Raw genomic sequence first — 17,899 nt, forward strand, 5'->3', positions numbered from 1 at the left:
CCGGATGGATGGGAGAAATGGTGAAGCAAAGTATCGCCCTTACATGCTTGTTCCTGGTTTGCATGGCAGGCTCCGCCGCCGCGCAAGAGACCGTTGCGACCGCCGCGACCAAGGCGCCGACTCCGGCCGCATCCGCCCCGGCGGGTGCCGCCCCGGGCGTCCGCGAGGCAGCCGGCCCCGGCGAGACCACCGAGGGACACCTCCCGAAGGACGTGAGCTATACGCCGTGGCTCCTCGACCCCGCCGTCTTCGGTGAGGACCAGGGGGACCGCACCGAGAAGCGCCAGGTCCCCGAGAAGGATGTGAAGACGGTCAAGGTGGCGAACCTCGTCCCGCCGATCCACTTCCGCACCGGCGACGCGGAGATCACCAGGGAATACCTCGACCTTTTGCGCGGCGTGCTGGAGAAGATGCGCGGGCGCCAGAACGTCCGGCTCCACTTCGTGGGACATGCGGACAGCCAGCGGCTGAGCCCCACCCTCCAGGGGAAATTCACCGACAACACCGGGCTATCCCGCGAGCGCGCCGGGACCACGGCCGAATACTGCCAGCGCGCCCTGGGGCTTCCCCCCGAGGCGATCTCCTACGAGGGGCTCGGGGACACCCGCCCGGTCGCCTCGAACCTGACCGAAGAGGGGCGGGCCCAGAACCGCCGCGTCGAGGTGGAGGTCTGGTACGACGAGATCGGCGAGAAGATGGTGGAGAAGGAGGTCATCGTTCCCGCCACGGTGAACCGCGTAAAGGTCTGCCGCACCGAAACGGTCTGCAAGATGCGCTACAAGGAGGGGCTTGCGCACCGGGTGAGGCTAAAGCACCTCGTGGCCCCGATGCACTACGATGCGGCGCTCGTCACCGTCCCGGAGGAGTTTCTAAGGCAGGTGCGCCAGGGACTCGACAACCTGAAGGACAAGCAAAACGTCGTGGTCCGCTTCACCGCCTACAGCGACACGGCACCCTTGGAGGCGCGCGACGAGCGCATCTACGGCGACCAGATCGGCCTCTCGCGGGCGGTGGCGCGGCGCGTTGCCCTAGCGGTCCAGGACACCCTGAAGGAAAAGAAGACGGTCTTCGAGAGCGACGGCAAGGGGAGCGTGCAGCCGGTCGCCACCAACGACACCCAGCAGGGGAGGGGGCTCAACCGGCGCGTCGAGGTCGAGTTCCTGCACGACGACCCCCTGCAGGAGCTTCCCGACGAGCCCCAGCTCTGCCCCGAGGACGCAGGAAGCGAGACGGTGACGCGGGTCTACGATCCCCCCTCCGGCCCGGTCGCCCCGATCCTCTTTGCGGACGGCAACCCCGTCCTCCCGGCGGGTTACACCGAGCACCTGACCGAGCTGATGGCGCAGATCCGCGAGAGGGCCAACGTACGGCTTCGTTTCACCGGTTACATCGAGAACGAGCGGCTCGACCGGCGTAACGCCGCCATCTACGGCGACGACGTCGGCTGGGCCACGGCGCGCGCCCGCCGCAGCATGCTCTCGGTGAGCGAGAAGATGGGACTCCCCCCGGCAAGGGCGGAGTTCGAGGGGCGCGGCTATGTCCAGTCCGACGACGTGGTCGCCACTGGCTTCACCGGGACCGGCGCCTCCCGCGTCGAGGTGCAGGTGATCTACGACGAGAAGGTCCCGGTGAACGACTACGAGGGGGTGGACATCCTGCGCATGACCCGCGAGGTGAACACCGTCGATCCCCTCGCCCTGAACCTCATGCGCATCTCGGTGGACGGAAAACCGGTCGACGACCTGAACAAGAGCGTCCCCGACCTGCAGCGCTGCACCGACCTGGCGCTTGACCGCGCCGAGATTCAGTTCCGCTACGACGACCTGAAGGCGGAGCCGAGGTTGAACGTCACCGCCTGGCCGCGCAGCATCGCCTACCGGGAAGAGGGGGGGGAGGGCGACGGGAACCTGGTCCGCTTCCGCCTCTACACGAACTACCACAGCTTCATCAAGCGGGGCGAGGTGCGCATCTTCGACGCGGCCGTCTCGGAGCGCGACCTGCCGCTCGCCGTGGTTCCCCTGGACGGCGAAGGGGTGGGGGAGTGGCGCGCATCGTTTGACACCCTTGCCGCACCGGTTCGGGAGCTCAAGTACCTGGTCCGGGTCTACGACGCAGAGGGGAACTTCGACGAGACGGTCCCCCAGCCGCTTTGGGTGATCGACCATGCCGACCCCGCCGCCGCGAAGGCGGACCCGGAGCGCGAGCTTCTGGCGGGATACGGGGGAAGCCGCATCGCGGCTAAGAACATCCCGGTCGCCGGCGGCAGCGTCCTCGCCCACGGCAGCGCGATTCCTGCGGGGCACCGCGTCTGGCTTGCCGGCTACCCGGCACCGGTGGACGCCAAGGGGCGCTTCATCGCCGAGGAGATCCTTCCCAAGGGGACGCACACCGTCGAGGTGGCGGTGCTCGACCAGGCGGGGAACGGCCAGCTCTACCTGCGCGACCTCGCCATGAAGAAAAACGACTGGTTCACCGTGGGGATCGCCGATCTGACCCTCTCCGCCAACAAGACGAGCGGCCCGGCCGAACTCCTCGCGCCGGACCGGCCGCAGTACGGCCGCACCCTCGACGCCGAAGGGCGCCTGGCCTTCTACACCAAAGGGAGCTTCGGCGACGGCTGGGGGCTCACCGCCAGCGCCGACACCCGCGAGGGTCCGCTGAACGAGATCTTCTCCAACTTCCTGGAGAAGTCCCCCGAGGCGCTTTTCCGCCGCATGGACCAGGACTACCACTTCCCGACCTATGGCGACGACGGCACGGTGACCGAGGACGCGCCGACCAGCGGCAAGTTCTACGCGAAGCTCGCCAAAAACCAGAACTACGGTCTGTGGGGGAACTTCAGGGTCGGCTACACCGACAACGATCTCGCCCACGTGGACCGCGGCCTCTACGGCGGAAACCTCCATTACCAGCTTCCGGGCGTGACCGGCTTCGGCGAGAAACGCTTCGTGGTGGACGGCTTCGCCGCCGAGCCGGGGACCATGGCGGGACGCGACGAGTTCCGCGGCACCGGGGGATCGCTCTACTACCTGCGCCGCCAGGACGTCCTGCAGGGCTCGGAGCGGGTGCGCGTCGAGGTGAGGGACAAGGACAGCGGCATCGTCCTCGCCGCGAAGGACCTGACCGCGGTGCAGGACTACGACGTCGACTACCTGCAGGGGCGCTTGGTGCTCAGGGAGCCCCTTGAGTCGACCGCCTCGGACAACCTCCTTGTACACAGTGACGCCATCGGGGGGAACCCTGTCTACCTGGTCGCCCGCTACGAGTACACCCCGGGGGTGGCCGAGCTCGATTCCGTTACCTTCGGCGGGCACGCCCACTACTGGTTCGGGGACTACGTGAAGCTCGGCGTCACCGGCAGCAAGGGAGACGACGGCGACGCCGGGGAGAGCCTCGTCGGTGCGGACCTCACCCTGCGCAAGTCCGCCACCACCTGGCTGAAACTCGAGACCGGGCGCAGCAAGGGGACCGGGCTCTTCACCTCGACCTCGCAGGACGGCGGCTTCAAGTACGGCACGGTGCAGACGCCGGATGATGCGGCGGTCAGCGCGGGTGCCTACCGGGTGGATGCGAGCCTGGGGCTTGCCGACCTCGGCAAGGATTGGCGCGGGCGGATCACCCTGTACAGCCAGCTCCTCGAGGCGGGTTATTCCGCTCCCGGCCAGGTCGCGGACAGGGAGACGCTCCAGGTCGGTGGAAGCGCAGAAATCCCGGTGAACGACCGCGTGAAGCTCACCTTCAAGGGAGACCGTCGCGAGGTGGACCAGGGGCTTCAGACCACGGCCGCCGAGGCGGATGCCCAGTACCAGGTGGACGAGCACTGGACGGCCTCGATCGGGGGGCGCGTCGATCACAGAAGGGATGAGTCCCTCGTGGTTCCCCTCACCCAGGAAACCGGGACCCGCACCGACCTCGTCGGGAAGGTCGCCTACGACTCGAAGGCGAGATGGATGGGGTACCTCTTCACCCAGCAGTCGGTGCAGACCTCTGGGAACCGCGAAGACAACGCCCGGACCGGCGCGGGGGGCACCTACCGTGTGACCGACCGCTTCAAGGTGAACGGCGAACTCTCCGCCGGCGACCAAGGTGGTGCCGGGCGCTTCGGCGCGGAGTACCTCTACAGCGATCGGACCACCCTCTACATGAACTACGCCCTCGAGAACGAGCGTAGCGACAACGGCGTGCAGGCGAGAAAGGGGACCATGACCTCCGGGTTCCGCTCCCGCTACTCGGACACGACGAGCGTCTACGGCGAGGAGCGCTACACCCACGGCGACACCCCCAGCGGTCTTCTGCACTCCTACGGCGTCGACCTCACCCCCACCGACCGCCTGAACCTGGGCGCCAAGGGTGAAGTCGGGACCCTCACGGACAACCTGACCGGCGCCGAACTCAAAAGAACGGCGGTCGGTGTGAACGCAGGCTACGGTTTCGACAAGGTAAAGCTCGCAAGCGCCGTGGAATACCGGGAGGACGACGCCGAGCAGACCGATTTGAGCCGCGAGAAGCGCACCACCTGGCTTTTCAAGAACAGCTTGAAGTACCAGATGACCCCGGACTGGCGCCTGATCGGCAAGTTCAACTACTCGAAGAGCACGAGCTCCGAGGGGGACTTGCGCGACGGTGGATACACCGAGGCGGTGGTCGGCTACGCCTATCGTCCGGTCATGAACGACCGGCTGAACGCCCTCGTCAAGTACACCTATTTCTACAACATGCCGTCGGCGGACCAGATCGCCGGCACGACGACGGGGGCTAGCTTCATGCAGCGCAGCCACATCGCCTCCATCGACGCCATGTACGACCTGACCCCGCGCTGGACCGTCGGGGGCAAGTACGCCTACCGGCTCGGGCAGGTGAGCATGGACCGGGTGAACCCGGAGTACTTCGACAGCCGTGCCCATCTCGTGGTGGCGCGGGTGGACTGGCGCTTCCTGCACAAGTGGGATGCCCTCGTCGAGGGGCGGTGGCTCGATCTCCCGGACGCCCAGGACAGCCGCACCGGCGTGCTCCTCGGGGTCTACCGTCACCTCGGGAACCACTTCAAGATCGGCGCCGGCTACAACTTCAGCGATTTCTCCGACGATCTGACCGACCTGAGCTACCGGCGCCAGGGGGTGTTCGTCAACATGGTGGGGATGATCTAGATATGGAAAACCAAGGAGAGGTGGGGGGTATGGGGAAATTACTTAAGGCAGTCATCGCAGGGATCGCGCTCTTTTTGATGACCGGCGCGGCGTTCGGGCTGGAAGCGGCCCCGGTGCAGGTAGAAACGGAGGCTTCACGGCAGGCGACGGGCGAGGAGACGGTCTGCGTCGACGGCGCGGACTGCCGTTTCGCGCAAGCGTCGGATGAGGCTGACGCGGCGGAACCGGCGGACGCCGTTGACGCGGCGGAGCCGGCCGAAGCGGTGCAGGCGGCCAAACCGGTTGAAGCGTCGGCAGCGGTGGCAGTGGCCAAACCGGAGACGGCGGCGGCCCGGCAGACTGCGGAGCAGGTGAAGGGGCTCGACGAGCAGGTCCAGGAGATCAAGGCGGACGTCCTCTCCATCGCGGCGCAGTTGAGCCGTCTCGAGGAGAAGCTCCTGTACCCGTCCGACACCCAGGTCGCCCTCTTCGTTTCGCTTGCGGGCGAGGAGAAGTTCCGCCTCGACTCGGTCTCCGTGGAGCTCGACGGCAAGGAGGTCGCGCATCACCTCTACACCTACAACGAGATCGAGGCGCTCAGAAAGGGTGGCGTGCAACGCATCCACGTCGGCAACGCGATGACAGGAGAGCACCCGCTGCACGTCACCGTCACCGGCAAGACCGAGGGGGGAACCGATTTCCGCAAGGATGAGAGCTTCAAGGTAGCCAAGGGGGTAGGGCCGAAACTCGTCGGCGTCGTCCTTTCCGGCAGCAAGAGCATCACCGTCAAGGACTGGTAAGCCATGCTAAGGCCCCTTCTCATACTGCTCTGCCTCTTGATGGCGACGCAGGCCCCGGCCGCCGAGAGATCCGGCGGGGGCGGTCCCGCAGCCTCCTCCCCGACGGACGTCTACTTCGGCGAGGCGCTCTACCACGCCTACCAGGGGGAGTGGTTCGAGGCGGTGGCGCGGCTCGACACGGAGCTCGGCCAGCACCGTCGACTCGACGAGCCCGTCCTCGACCCGCTCTACCCGTACGTGGGCCAGGCTGAGTTCAACGTCGGCGACTTCGAGCTCGGTTACCGCATGCACCTGCGCGCCGGGCGCTCCATCAAGGCGGTGATCGACGGGAAGGTCGACGAGCCGCAGCGCAACGCCGCGATCTACCGGCTCGCGCGGCTTTACTTCCGCAAAGACCAGCCCCAGGAGGCCCTCAAGGCCCTGGAGCGCATCAGCGGGAAGCTCCCCGGGACGCTCAGCGTCGACGTCGAGTTCCTGCGCGCGCAGCTCCTCATGGCCCTCGGCCGCTTCGAGGAGGCCTCAGTCGTGCTGAAGGAGATCCGGGACGAGAAGGGTGTGGAAGGATTCGCCGGCTACAACCTGGGGGTGTCGCTCATGCAGCAGGGCAAAGTGCAGGACGGACGCGCATACCTGGAGCGCACCGGGCAGATGCCGGGAACCGCAGCCGAGATCATGGCCATCAGGGACAAGGCGAACCTCGTTTTAGGGTACCGGCTTCTGGACGACAACGCGGCAGACCAGGCGAAGCTCGCCCTCGACCGTGTGCGCCTCTCCGGCCCCTTCTCGAACCGGGCCCTGCTCGGTTCCGGCTGGGCCGACGCGAACCAGGGGAGCTTCGAACGCGCCCTCGTTCCCTGGAGCATCCTCGCCGGGCGCGAGGTGACCGACCCCGCGGTGCAGGAGGCGATGCTCGCGCTTCCCTTTGCCTACGGCAAGCTCAAGGCCTACGGCAAAGCCGCACTCCTGTACGGCAGCGCCCTGGAGTCCTTCGGCAAGGAGATCGAGAAGCTTTCCGGCTCCATCGCGTCGGTGAAGGAGGGGAGGCTTCTGAAGGCGCTGGAACAAGAGGAACTGAAGCAGGACGCCGAGTGGGTGGTGAAGCTTCGCAACCTCCCCAAGGCGCCCGAGACCTACTACCTTATGGACCTGATGGCCTCGCACGACTTTCAGGAGGCGCTGAAAAACTACCTCGACCTCAGGGATCTCGCGCAGAAGCTCGCCACCTGGGAGGGGGACCTGAACGCCTTCGAGGAGATGATCGGGCTGCGTCGCGCCTACTACGAGCCGCTGCTCCCCGGGGTCGACGCCTCCTTCAAGGAGCTTGACTCCCAGATACGTCTGCGCAGCGAGCAGCGCGACCGCATCGGCAAAAGGCTCCACGCCATGCTGACCTCGCCGCGCCCCGAGCACCTCGCCACCGCGGACGAGCGCCTCGCCAAGGAGGAACTCGCGCGCCTGGAGAAATCGATCACCGCCGGCGCCCCCGGTGAGGAGGAAATTGCCCGGCGCATCGCCCGCCTCAAAGGTGTCATCGCCTGGAACATCGCCACCGGCTACCACCAGCGCCTCACCAACACCTTCGACGATCTCGATCGCCTGAACGAGGAGATGCGGCGCATGAAAGAGGAATACGACTCCTTCGTCCGCACGAGACAGGCGGCGACGCAGAGCTACCAGGGTTACGACGAGGCGATCCGCGCCCGCCGCGCCGAGATCGCGACGGCACGGGAAAAGGTGGCGGCCCTCATGCCGCGCCAGGGAAAGGTACTCGAGGCCATGGCGGTGGATGAGCTGTCGAAGCGCCGGACGCGCCTCGAAGGTTTCCAGGTCACCGCGCGCTTCGCCATCGCGGACAGCTACGACCGGGCCAACAAGGCCCAGGCACAGAAGAAGGTGGGAGAATGAAACGGACCCGATTCCTGCTCATGGCGCTTTTCGCGCTCCTCGCCGCGTGCCAGTCCGGCGGCGGCAGGGAGACCATCGCGCAGCTTAAAGACGTGAAGGTCGAGATCAAGGAAGTGCCGATCGAAGGCGGCCTCGAGAAGGCGATGGAAGGGTACCAGCACTTCCTCGACGAGACGCCGGAGTCGTCGCTCACCCCGGCCGCGATCCGTCGCCTGGCCGACCTGAAGATCGAAAAGGAATACGGCTATGTCGCCGCCACCCCCCGTGTGCCGGGGGGCGAGGCGGTGCTTCCCGCTCCGGAGCGCGCCGAGGTCGCCTCGTCTGCCGCCGCGGCTGTCCCGAGCCGCGCGCCGGGCGAGTCCGATGCCGATTTCGAGAAGAGGACCCTGAAGGCGAAAGAGGGACATGACGGAGAGGAGCGGGCCGGGGCACGCGAGGCGATCGCCCTTTACCGCAAGCTCCTGGACAAGTACCCGCACTACCAGGGTAACGACCAGGTGCTCTACCAGATGTCGCGCGCCTACGAGGAACTGGGCGAGACCGAGGAGGCGATGGCGGTCATGCAGCGCATGGTCAAGGATTATCCTGGATCGCGCTACATGAACGAGGTCCAGTTCCGCCGCGCCGAGTACTTCTTCACGCACCGCCAGTACATCGAGGCGGAAGGGGTGTACAAGGGGCTCGTCGAAGCCGGCCCTGAGACCTCCTTCTACGAGCTCGCCCTCTACAAACTGGGCTGGACCTTCTACAAGCAGGAACTCTACGAGGAAGGGCTCGACCGCTTCATCGCACTCCTGGACCACAAGGTGGCGGCCGGGTACGACTTCGCCGCCACCGGTGACGACCTGGAGAGAAAGCGGGTGGACGACACCTTCCGGGTCATCAGCCAGAGCTTCTCCTACCTGCACGGCGCCGCCTCGGCCGTCGAGTACTTCGAGAAGAACGGCAAGCGCGGCTACGAGGACCGCGTCTACTCGAACTTGGGCGAGTTCTACTACGAGAAGCGCCGCTACAGCGACGCCGCGGCGGCCTACAACGCCTTCGTGACCCGCAACCCGTTCCACCGCGCCTCCCCGCAGTTCAGCATGCGCGTGATCGAGATCCACATAGCCGGCGGCTTCCCGACCCTCGTCATCGAGGCGAAGAAGGAGTTCGCCAGGAACTACGGGCTCAAGTCCGAGTACTGGAAGCACTTCGAACCCGCCTCCCGTCCCGAGGTGCTCGGTTTCCTGAAGACCAACTTGACCGACCTAGCCCACCACTACCACGCCCTGTACCAGGCGCCGGAGCACGTGAAGGAGAAGGAGGAGAACTTCAAGGAGGCGCTGCAGTGGTACGGCGACTTCCTGGATTCCTTCCCGAAAGAGGCGGAGTCGGCGAGCATCAACTACCAGATGGCCGACCTCCTCATGGAGAACCGCTCCTTTGCGCGGGCGGCGAAAGAGTACGAGCGGACCGCCTACGAATACCCGCGTTACGAGAAGTCCTCCGCCGCAGGCTACGCCGCCGTATTCGCCTACCGCGAACAGTTGCGCGAGGCAAAGGCGGAGGAGAAGGACCCGGTGAAGCGCGAGGCGGTTAGAAGCTCGCTCAAGTTCGCCGAGACCTTCCCTGAACACGAGAAGGCGGCGGTCGTCATGGGAGCGGCGGCCGACGACCTCTACGAGCTGAAGGATTACGAACAGGGGCTAACCGTGGCGCGCAAGCTGATCGCGACCTTTCCCGCCGCCGACAAGGAGGTGCTCAAGTCGGCCTGGATCGTGGTCGGGCACTCCTGCTACGAGTTGAAGCGCTACCCGGAGGCGGAAGCGGGATACGCGCAGGTGTTGGCCCTCATCCCGGAAGGGGACGCAAGCCGCACCGGGTTCACCGACAACCTGGCCGCCTCGATCTACAAGCAGGGGGAGGAGGCGAACGCCGCGGCCAACTACCGCGCCGCCGCCGATCACTTCCTGCGCGTCGGCCGGGTCGCCGCAGGCTCGAAGATCCGGGTGAACGCCGAGTACGACGCTTCCGTCGCGCTCATCCAGCTCAAGGCGTGGAAGGAAGCGACCGCCGTGCTTGCCTCCTTCCGCGAACTCTTCCCCGGCCACGAGCTGCAGCCCGAAGTAACGAGGAAGCTTGCCTTCGTCTACCGCGAGGACGGCCGCCTGTCCGAGGCCGCCGGCGAGTACGAGCGGGTGGAGAGCGAGTTCAAGGACGAGGAGGTGAGGCGCGAAGCCCTCATGCTGGCGGCCGAGCTGCACCAGCAAAGCGGCAACAAAAAGCAGGCCCTCGCCGTGTACCGCCGCTACGTCGGTTACTTCCCCGAGCCGGTGGAGGTGAACCTCGAGATGCGCGACAAGATCTGCACCTTCGTGAAGGACGAGGACCGTGCCGCCTATCTGAACGAGCTGAAGGAGATCATCGCCATCGACGCCGCCGCCGGGGACAAGCGCACCCCGCGCACCCGCTACCTCGCGGGCAAGGGCGCCCTGGTGTTCGCCGAAGGGGACTACGAGCGCTTCGCCGAGGTCAAGCTGGTGCAGCCGTTCGAGGAGAAGCTGCGCCGGAAAAAGGAGCTCATGAAGGTCGCCATGCAGTCCTTCGGCAAGCTCCCCGAGTACGAGGTGGGCGAGGTAACCGCCGCCGCCACCTTCTACCTCGCCGAAATCTACGGCGAGTTCAGCAAGTCGCTCACCGGCTCGGAGCGCCCGGGCGACCTGAACCCCCAGGAGCTGCAGGAGTACGAAATGGCCCTGGAAGAGCAGGCCTTCCCCTTCGAGGAAAAGGCGATCTCGGTGCACGAGAAGAACATGGAGCTCATCTCCGTCGGCATCTACAACGACTGGGTCGACAAGAGCCTCGGGCGGCTCGCGAAGCTCCTCCCCGCGCGCTACGACAAGCCGGAGGCCGCGACCGACATCGTCGCCTCGCTGGACAGCTTCGGCTACGAGATAGCGACCCCGGTGGCGGCGCCGCCCGCCCCGGCTCCTCCCCCGGTTGTAAGCGATGCCGTGGCGCAGCCGGGCGAAGGGACCCCCGCGCCACAGGCGGAAAAGTCGGAGAAGGTAGAAGGCGCTCCGGCCGAGGCAGACGCGGCGGCCAAGGCACCTGCTCCTGAGGAGAAACCGGCGCCGGAGGCGGCACCCGCTCCGACCAAAAAGAAAACGACCAGTACCTCCAAGGGTAAAAAAGCGAAACGCCGTGCGAAAGGAGAGAAGAAATGAAGCGACAGCCTGAAACGTGTTCACGCGTAGCGAGCAACACCGGTCGGTTCGTTCTGGCCGCAGCCCTTCTGGCCCTTGCCGGTTGCGCGACGGGAGGGGGAGTGAAGAACGCGGGAGTTGAGAAGCCCGTCGCCGCGGCCGCTTCCCCCGCCCCGGCGGCCGCACCGACGACCCCGTCGGTCACGCACCTCTCCGGTGAGAAAACCGGCTTCGTCATCAGCGAGCCCGCCCAGGTCGGCTCCGATGCGCGCCGCGATTTCGAGAAGGGGACCGCCCTGCTAAAGGATGGGGAATACCAGAAAAGCACGGAGCTCTTTGAAAAGGTGATCGCCGCGGCCCCCTCGCTCACCGCCCCGCGCATCAACGCGGCCAAGGCGTACGCTGCCTTGAAAAAGCCCGAACTGGCAGAGGCACATCTGAAGGCGGCGCTCAAGGCCGTTCCCGGCCATCCGGCGGTGAGCAACGAGTATGCCCTCCAGCTGCGCAAGGCCGGGCGCTTCGCCGAAGCCCGCGAGGTCTACGAAAAATCGCTCGCCCTGTTCCCCGAGTATCACCCGCTGGAGCGCAACCTTGCCATTCTCTGCGACCTGTACCTGAAGGATCTCTCCTGCGCGCAGGCCCATTACGAGGCCTACAGCAAGGCGATGCCCGAGGACAAGCAGGTGAAACTCTGGATCGCCGACCTGCAGGGGCGTACCGGCCATCTCGCGATGCACAAGGAGGCAGGGCAGTAGCCATGAAGTTCGACTACACCGACATTGCCGTTCCGGAAGAAAGAAGGGAGCGGCTTTCCATGCAGGAGGCGGGAACCCCTTCTCAGGCATGGAGGCACCACCGTTACCGGCAGATCACGTTTTGCCTGAGGCATCGCCGTCACAAGGAGGAGCGCATGTGGCCCAAACTGGTTTTCTTCATCTTTCTGGTCCTTTTTCCCGTCGCCATCGTTCTAGCACAGGACGATAAACCGGCGGCGCCCGACGATCCGAACGCGAACGTGGCGGCGGCGAAGCCCGCCGACCCGGGCGACGCCGAGCCGAAGATGGTCTCGGGGATGTCGGTACTCGGGAACAAGGAGGCGCCCATGTCCCTCTTCATCGTGCCGTGGAAGGTCTCGGAGCTCGGGGCGGAGACTAGCCTCACGAGGACCCTGAACGAGCGTCCGGCGGCGGTGGACCGGGAGGTCTTTCGTCGCGAGGTCGCCTTCTATGAGGTGAGCACCGGCAAGTCGGACGTCCCGGCGGGTTCCGGCACGCCGTAAGTTAATCAAATACCGCGATAGCGGATCAATCGACCTTAAGGTCTACAGGCAAGGAGGCAAGTGATGCACACAATCGTAAGGTTTTTCCAGATGGGTGGGTTCTTCATGTTCCCGATTCTCATGGTGCTGGCGGCAGGGATCGCCATTTCGGTGGAGCGCTGGCTCCATCTGACCCGGGTCAAGAAGGACAACAGCCAGACCTGGGATCAACTGCAGCCGGTGCTGGCGGCGGGGGATTTCGACCGGGCGCGCGACATGGTCAACGAGGACGGCTCAACCATCGCGCAGATGCTCTCCATGGGGCTTGCGCGCCAGGGTGCGGTGAGAAGGCGTGAGGACATCGAGATCGCCATGGAGGAGAGCCTCATGGAGATCATCCCGCAGTTGGAGAAGCGCACCCCGTACCTCGCGCTTCTCTCGAACATCGCCACCCTCTTCGGACTTCTGGGCACCATCATGGGCCTCATCGCGGCCTTCACCGCGGTCGCAACGGCGAGCCCGGCCGAGAAGGCTGCGCTCCTTGCCGCGAGCATCTCCGAGGCGATGAACTGCACCGCCTTCGGCCTCATGTCCGCCATTCCGCTTCTTTTGATCCACGCCCGCCTCACCTCGACCACAGGGCAGATCGTCGGGAGCCTGGAGATGGTTTCGGTGAAGGCGCTGAACAGCATCTCCACCTTCGCCAAGCGCGCGTACTGAGATCCCGAACACGAGAAAACTGACAGGAGCCGGTTATGGCAAGACGTAAAAGAAGGCAGAAGGAAGAACTGGACATGGACATCATGGAGGTTCTGAACCTCACCCCTATGATGGACGTGTTCACCGTTCTCGTCGTCTTTCTGCTCATCACCGCGGTCTTCACGAGTATCACCATCATGGAACTGAGCGTCCCGACCGGGGCGGGAGCGGCCGCCGCCGGCAAGCCGAACTTCGCCATCGAGGTGATAGTCCGCAAGGCGGGGCTCGAGATCGCCAATGGCAAGTCGGTGGAGGCCGTCATCCCGAAAAAGGGGGACAAGTACGATCTTGAGAAGCTCTCCGAGGTGATGCGCGGCATCAAGGCCCAGTACCCGGACAAGGAGGACGCCACCGTCCTCATGGAGCCAAAGGTCGAATACGACTACCTGGTCCAGGTGATGGACGTGGTGCGCAGCGCCGTGGTCAAGACGCCGGGGAGCACGCTGGGGGCGAGGGTGACCCTCTTCCCGAAGATATCGATAGGAGACGCACCATGAGACAGAGCAGGCGCATGAAGCGGCTGGAGCGCAACAACCATCGCCGTCAGGCATATCTGAACCTCATACCGATGCTGGACGTACTTTCGGTCCTGGTGTTCTTCCTCCTTTTCCACTCGTTCAACGGCGACATGCCCGAACAGCGCCTCACCCTCCCGAACTCCGTCGTCGAGACGAAGCCTAGGGGGACCGTGGTGGTTTCGGTCACCCCGGAGGCGATCGTGGTACAGGGGCAGCCGGTGGCGAGGACCGCCGAGCTCTACGACGACCAGGTAGCCACGGTGCGCGAAGTGACGGACCGGCTGAACGAGATCCAGAACCGGATCGCCGCAAGCGGAGGAACGGTTGCGGAGAGCGAGTCGAGGGAGGTCACCCTTCTCGCGGACAAGAACATACCGTTCAAGGTGCTTAAAAAAATAATGACGAGCTGCACGGCTTCCGGCTACGGCAGGATCTCTCTCGCCGTCATCCAGAAGGCCTCGCATGCCTAGCGGGTGCACTGTGAATACATCGTTACTGGAACAGGAGCTGGCGCCGCTTAACGCCAGGGTCAAAGAGGTCAAGACGGCCATCAACGACCTCGATATGCAGATGAGCGTGGCGCAGTCGGAGCTCGACATGTTCTCCACGGACCAGCTCCGCTTCGATGCCTTGAGGGACGCGTGCAACGCCCTCGACCGGCTCGCCCAGCTCGAGGTCGGCGGTCTCTTCTGGGGGGCAATGCCGGAGGTCGGCGACCCGGAGGCGCGCCTTACGAAGATCAGGGAGAGCGTCGACAGGTTCGACGAGGAGATCCGCGGGTCCCTCGAGAAAAGGGCGGGGCTCAAGGCGCAGCTGGACCGGCGCCACGATGATCTTGAGTCGCTCTACGAAGCGATCCACGACGCGCATGCGCGTGAAGAGCGGCGCGAGGAGGAATTCCTCGTCGAGCGGGAACTTTGCGTGCCGGAGCACGTCCCGGTGATGCCTTGGAGCAACGAGCCCGAGGTGGAGCGACGCTACCGCCGCACCATGTCCACCGCCATGCTCCTGAGTCTTCTGCTTTTCATCATCACCAGGCTGGTGACCCTCCCGCCGCCGGTGCATCCGGTCATTGCCGAGGTGCCGGATAGGCTTGCGATGATGGTGCGCAAGGAGATCCCGAAGCCGGTCCCGCCGAAGAAGGCGCGGGAAGAGAAGAAAGAGGAGAAGGAGCAGGCGAAGAAGGAAAACGCCACCGAGAAGACGGAGAAAAAGCAGGCCGTGGCGCAGCAGGAGCGCGCACAGGAACATCCGGCCCAGGCGTCGTCGGAACAGGCCGCGGCACCTACGCGTTCCCGCAACACCGGGGTGCTTGCCTTCAAGGACAGCTTCAAGGACCTGATCGACGAGACGCCGGTCCCCAAACTCGGCGCCGAGGCGCGCCTCAGCAACGCGAACGCCGCCGGACAGGCCGTCGCCAGCCGCTCGCTGGTGGCGATGCAGGCCGGCGCGGGAGGCGGCGGGTACGGTGCCGTGAGTCGCAACGTCGGTAACGGCGGCAGCGGCGGGATCGGCGGCGCCGCAGTCGGCCGGGGTGTCGGCGGCGGCAAGGAGGGTAGGCTCGGGCGCGGCAACGCGGGCTTCTCTAAAGTGCAAAGCGGCATCGCCGGGGCGGGAGGGGCCAAAGAAGGAAGGCCGCTCAGCTCGAACGCACGCGCTTCCCGCACCGACGAGGAGATCCAGATCCTCTTCGACCGCTACAAGGCGGCGCTCTACCGCATCTACAACACCCAGTTGCGCAAGGACCCCACCCTGCGCGGCAAGATGGTGCTGAAGATCGCCATCGAACCAAACGGCGCGGTCTCCGCCTGCTCCGTGGACTCGACCAACATCAACGCAAACGAGTTCTGCGAGCAGATCGTGGACCGGGTCAGGAAGTTCAACTTTGGCCCCAAAGACGGGGTACCGAAGACGACCATCCTGTACCCGATAGACTTCCTCCCGGCGCGCTGAGAAGGCTCAAAGGACTGAAATGGCAGCAGATGAATAAAACGACATGGAGGATCACCAGATGGGCGTAATCATCGACACCCTGATAATCGGCCTGGGCGAACCGACCATATTGTCGAGGGCCTTTCCGGCCTGCGAGATCACACGACTGACGAGGGGGGATGCAATGCTCCAGCGGTATCGGGTCACCCTCAAAAGCGAGGATGAGGAGCGGTACTTCGATTTCCTCCAGGACAACTGCATCGCGATGACGTCGAACAGGTTCTATTTCAGGATGAAGAACGATCAGGTTTTTGCGGAAAGGATGAAGGCGAGACTCGCCGGCGTCAGAAGCGGCGGGAGGATGCGATGAAGCTTACCGATGTACTGATCCTGGGGCCCGAAGAGCTCCAGATCGTGTGCGAAGAATTCCCAGATTGCAAGGTAGATAGGCTCAGCAGTTCGGACACGCTGATCCAGCAGTACCGGATCACATTCGAACTGGAAGAGGAGAGCTCCTACTACAACTTCCTGCTGGATAACCGCATGGCGATGTCGTCGCACAACTTTTATTACAGGGTGAAGATCGACAAGATCTTTTCGGAAAGGATCAGGAAGAGAAAGCTCGTCTGACCAGGACTTCCGGGGACCCCTGGGTGCGCCCAATACCGGGAACGTGGCGTACCCTCCCCGCGAAGCACAGCACGAGCCCAGACTTTCCCACCTTTGCGAAGGGGGAGCTTGCCCCCCGTAGCCTTGACGAAGGCCGCTTGGGGCTTGTCCCCCGCAGCCTTGGCGAAGGCCGTTAGGGGCTTGTCCCCCGTAGCCTTGGCGAAGGGGGAAACGCGGCTTTTAAAGCCGCGAATTACGGAAACAACGAAGGAGGAAGGAAAACAGATGAAAGTGAAGCAGATCATAGTTTGCGGAGTCCTTGCGGCGATCATAGCGCTCGCATCGGGAACCGCCATGGCGGAAAGCATCAAGGGACGGGTAGGCGTCACCGGCAGGGTCGGTTTCCAGATTCCAGCGGACAACGAAGCCGAATTCGGCTGGGGGAACAACAAGACCGACGCCGGTTTCGTAGGCGGTGTCGGGCTCATCTACGGCATCGACAACAACTGGGCGATGGAGTTCGACGTCACCCACTCAAGCTTCGAATCGGACACCGGCGATTTCAACGTCACCGATATCTCCCTAGGTGCACAGTACCGCTTCAGGGTCCCCGGTAGGGGTGTTCCCTACCTCGGTGCCGGGCTGGACATCCTGGTAGCCGACTACGATCCCTACGACGGGGCCTCCCTCGACGTCGACACCGCCCTCGGCGCCCACCTGAAAGGTGGACTCGACTACTTCGTAACCAAGAACCTGGCCCTCAACGCGGAGGCGAAGTTCGTGTTCGCCCCCGATACCGACATCACCTACCAGGGGATCCACACCGGCGATTTCGATCCCTCGAGCTTTTCCGGGACCGTCGGCGTACGTTATTTCTTCAACTGATTGAGCCGCGTCACTTGCAGCACCGATGATCTTCCGCCGGTTCCCTCTCCCGGCGGGAGATTATCCTGACCAGAAATCAAAACGGAGGCATTTTATGAAACGCATCTTGTCGATACTCGCGGTAGTGGCCCTTCTTGTCCCCGCTGCCGCCTTTGCCGGGGGACTCGAAGTCTTCCTCTCCAACGTGAACGTACAGGCCCGGGCCGACATGCCCGGCTTTTCCGTCGGGCTCAGCACCCAGTTCGGCGTCCCGGTGACCCAGGTCCAGGCGGTGCTCCGGACCGTTCACGAACCTGCCGACGCTTTCATGGTCCTGCAACTCGGTCAGATGTCACACCGCCCGCCCGAGTCCGTCCTTGCCGTGTACCAGCCCAACCGGAAGAAGGGATGGGGAGCCATTGCCAAGGACCTGGGGATAAAGCCCGGTTCCGCCGAATTCCACGCCCTCAAGAACGGGGACCTGCACTTCACCGGACGTAACGCCGGTCGCGGCGGAGATCGCGGCGAGGTTGGGGGGAGCGACCACGGCAACGGCGGTGGGAAGGGACATGGTGGTGGTAACGGCCATGGCGGCGGACACGGCAAGGGGCACAACAAGTCCTGAAGCTGACGGCGGGCGGCGCTTCCCGTTCGCTGAAGGAGATGCCGGAGGGTGAACATGAGCAAAGGTATCGTTGCAGTAGTGGTGTTCGGCAGCCTTGCCGGCATCTGCGGCTGTCGCAAGGAAGGGCCCGCGGAGCGAGCCGGCAGGGATGTCGACCGGGCGGTCGAGCGGGTCGGCATCGAGCTGGGAAAAGCCGGTGACCGAATGGGAGAGGTGGTCAAGAAGCTGGACCGGTGACCACGAAGTAAAGCGCCAAGGGGCGCCGCAAAAGCGGCGCCCCTTTTTCGTGGGGTCTTTCGGAAATTCCTCGGAAGT

At 64.8% G+C, this 17,899-nt stretch carries 15 protein-coding genes; all 15 read left to right on the plus strand.

Annotated elements, in window-relative coordinates; all coding sequences use genetic code 11:
- The first annotated feature begins 17 nt into the window (after nucleotides 1-17).
- The 15 genes from E8L22_RS07765 (at nucleotide 18) to E8L22_RS07835 (ending at nucleotide 17,821) form a co-directional block, all read left to right on the plus strand.
- Entirely contained in the window at nucleotides 18-5,147 is a 5,130-nt protein-coding gene (locus E8L22_RS07765; protein WP_136524604.1) for an OmpA family protein, read from the plus strand.
- 29 nt (nucleotides 5,148-5,176) lie between these two features.
- Complete coding sequence (locus E8L22_RS21720) at nucleotides 5,177-5,926, plus strand: hypothetical protein (RefSeq protein WP_246044573.1); 750 nt, start codon at nucleotides 5,177-5,179, stop codon at nucleotides 5,924-5,926.
- Nucleotides 5,927-5,929: 3 nt separating this feature from the next.
- Nucleotides 5,930-7,831, plus strand: coding sequence for a tetratricopeptide repeat protein (locus tag E8L22_RS07775; protein ID WP_136524605.1), 1,902 nt, complete (start codon nucleotides 5,930-5,932; stop codon nucleotides 7,829-7,831).
- A complete protein-coding gene (locus E8L22_RS07780) occupies nucleotides 7,828-11,040 on the plus strand; it encodes a tetratricopeptide repeat protein (RefSeq protein ID WP_136524606.1) in 3,213 nt (1,070 codons plus the stop codon). The genes E8L22_RS07775 and E8L22_RS07780 overlap by 4 nt, the downstream gene beginning before the upstream one ends.
- Entirely contained in the window at nucleotides 11,037-11,774 is a 738-nt protein-coding gene (locus E8L22_RS07785) for a tetratricopeptide repeat protein (protein ID WP_136524607.1), read from the plus strand. The genes E8L22_RS07780 and E8L22_RS07785 overlap by 4 nt, the downstream gene beginning before the upstream one ends.
- A gap of 2 nt (nucleotides 11,775-11,776) precedes the next feature.
- A complete protein-coding gene (locus tag E8L22_RS07790; protein WP_246044574.1) occupies nucleotides 11,777-12,298 on the plus strand; it encodes a hypothetical protein in 522 nt (173 codons plus the stop codon).
- Between the two features lie 63 nt (nucleotides 12,299-12,361).
- On the plus strand, nucleotides 12,362-12,997 hold the full coding sequence (locus tag E8L22_RS07795; RefSeq protein WP_136524608.1) for a MotA/TolQ/ExbB proton channel family protein: 636 nt from the start codon (nucleotides 12,362-12,364) through the stop codon (nucleotides 12,995-12,997).
- A gap of 35 nt (nucleotides 12,998-13,032) precedes the next feature.
- Nucleotides 13,033-13,533 (plus strand): ExbD/TolR family protein, encoded by a 501-nt coding sequence (locus E8L22_RS07800; protein ID WP_135869379.1) that lies wholly within the window; start codon nucleotides 13,033-13,035, stop codon nucleotides 13,531-13,533.
- Nucleotides 13,530-14,024 (plus strand): ExbD/TolR family protein, encoded by a 495-nt coding sequence (locus tag E8L22_RS07805; RefSeq protein ID WP_136524609.1) that lies wholly within the window; start codon nucleotides 13,530-13,532, stop codon nucleotides 14,022-14,024. Before E8L22_RS07800 ends, E8L22_RS07805 begins: the two co-directional genes overlap by 4 nt.
- A 10-nt stretch (nucleotides 14,025-14,034) precedes the next feature.
- Nucleotides 14,035-15,507: an AgmX/PglI C-terminal domain-containing protein gene (locus tag E8L22_RS07810; protein ID WP_246044575.1), complete on the plus strand. Its 1,473-nt coding sequence runs from the start codon at nucleotides 14,035-14,037 to the stop codon at nucleotides 15,505-15,507.
- 58 nt (nucleotides 15,508-15,565) lie between these two features.
- A complete protein-coding gene (locus tag E8L22_RS07815) occupies nucleotides 15,566-15,856 on the plus strand; it encodes a hypothetical protein (protein ID WP_136524611.1) in 291 nt (96 codons plus the stop codon).
- Entirely contained in the window at nucleotides 15,853-16,116 is a 264-nt protein-coding gene (locus E8L22_RS07820) for a hypothetical protein (protein WP_136524612.1), read from the plus strand. The genes E8L22_RS07815 and E8L22_RS07820 overlap by 4 nt, the downstream gene beginning before the upstream one ends.
- A gap of 270 nt (nucleotides 16,117-16,386) precedes the next feature.
- Nucleotides 16,387-16,980 carry a porin family protein gene (locus tag E8L22_RS07825; protein ID WP_136524848.1) on the plus strand — a complete coding sequence of 198 codons (594 nt, stop codon included), beginning with the start codon at nucleotides 16,387-16,389 and terminating at the stop codon, nucleotides 16,978-16,980.
- 94 nt (nucleotides 16,981-17,074) lie between these two features.
- Nucleotides 17,075-17,584, plus strand: a complete 510-nt coding sequence (locus E8L22_RS07830; protein WP_136524613.1) for a hypothetical protein — start codon at nucleotides 17,075-17,077, stop codon at nucleotides 17,582-17,584.
- A 54-nt stretch (nucleotides 17,585-17,638) separates the two neighbouring features.
- Nucleotides 17,639-17,821, plus strand: coding sequence for a hypothetical protein (locus E8L22_RS07835; protein WP_136524614.1), 183 nt, complete (start codon nucleotides 17,639-17,641; stop codon nucleotides 17,819-17,821).
- Nucleotides 17,822-17,899: the final 78 nt, after the last annotated feature.

This window comes from Geomonas ferrireducens (assembly GCF_004917065.1).
Classification (GTDB): Bacteria; Desulfobacterota; Desulfuromonadia; order Geobacterales; family Geobacteraceae; genus Geomonas; species Geomonas ferrireducens.

Coding starts and splice junctions, on each gene's coding strand:
- E8L22_RS07765 (WP_136524604.1), top strand. CDS start 18: ATGGTGAAGCAAAGTATCGCCCTTACATGCTTGTTCCTGGTTTGCATG.
- E8L22_RS21720 (WP_246044573.1), top strand. CDS start 5,177: ATGGGGAAATTACTTAAGGCAGTCATCGCAGGGATCGCGCTCTTTTTG.
- E8L22_RS07775 (WP_136524605.1), top strand. CDS start 5,930: ATGCTAAGGCCCCTTCTCATACTGCTCTGCCTCTTGATGGCGACGCAG.
- E8L22_RS07780 (WP_136524606.1), top strand. CDS start 7,828: ATGAAACGGACCCGATTCCTGCTCATGGCGCTTTTCGCGCTCCTCGCC.
- E8L22_RS07785 (WP_136524607.1), top strand. CDS start 11,037: ATGAAGCGACAGCCTGAAACGTGTTCACGCGTAGCGAGCAACACCGGT.
- E8L22_RS07790 (WP_246044574.1), top strand. CDS start 11,777: ATGAAGTTCGACTACACCGACATTGCCGTTCCGGAAGAAAGAAGGGAG.
- E8L22_RS07795 (WP_136524608.1), top strand. CDS start 12,362: ATGCACACAATCGTAAGGTTTTTCCAGATGGGTGGGTTCTTCATGTTC.
- E8L22_RS07800 (WP_135869379.1), top strand. CDS start 13,033: ATGGCAAGACGTAAAAGAAGGCAGAAGGAAGAACTGGACATGGACATC.
- E8L22_RS07805 (WP_136524609.1), top strand. CDS start 13,530: ATGAGACAGAGCAGGCGCATGAAGCGGCTGGAGCGCAACAACCATCGC.
- E8L22_RS07815 (WP_136524611.1), top strand. CDS start 15,566: ATGGGCGTAATCATCGACACCCTGATAATCGGCCTGGGCGAACCGACC.
- E8L22_RS07820 (WP_136524612.1), top strand. CDS start 15,853: ATGAAGCTTACCGATGTACTGATCCTGGGGCCCGAAGAGCTCCAGATC.
- E8L22_RS07830 (WP_136524613.1), top strand. CDS start 17,075: ATGAAACGCATCTTGTCGATACTCGCGGTAGTGGCCCTTCTTGTCCCC.
- E8L22_RS07835 (WP_136524614.1), top strand. CDS start 17,639: ATGAGCAAAGGTATCGTTGCAGTAGTGGTGTTCGGCAGCCTTGCCGGC.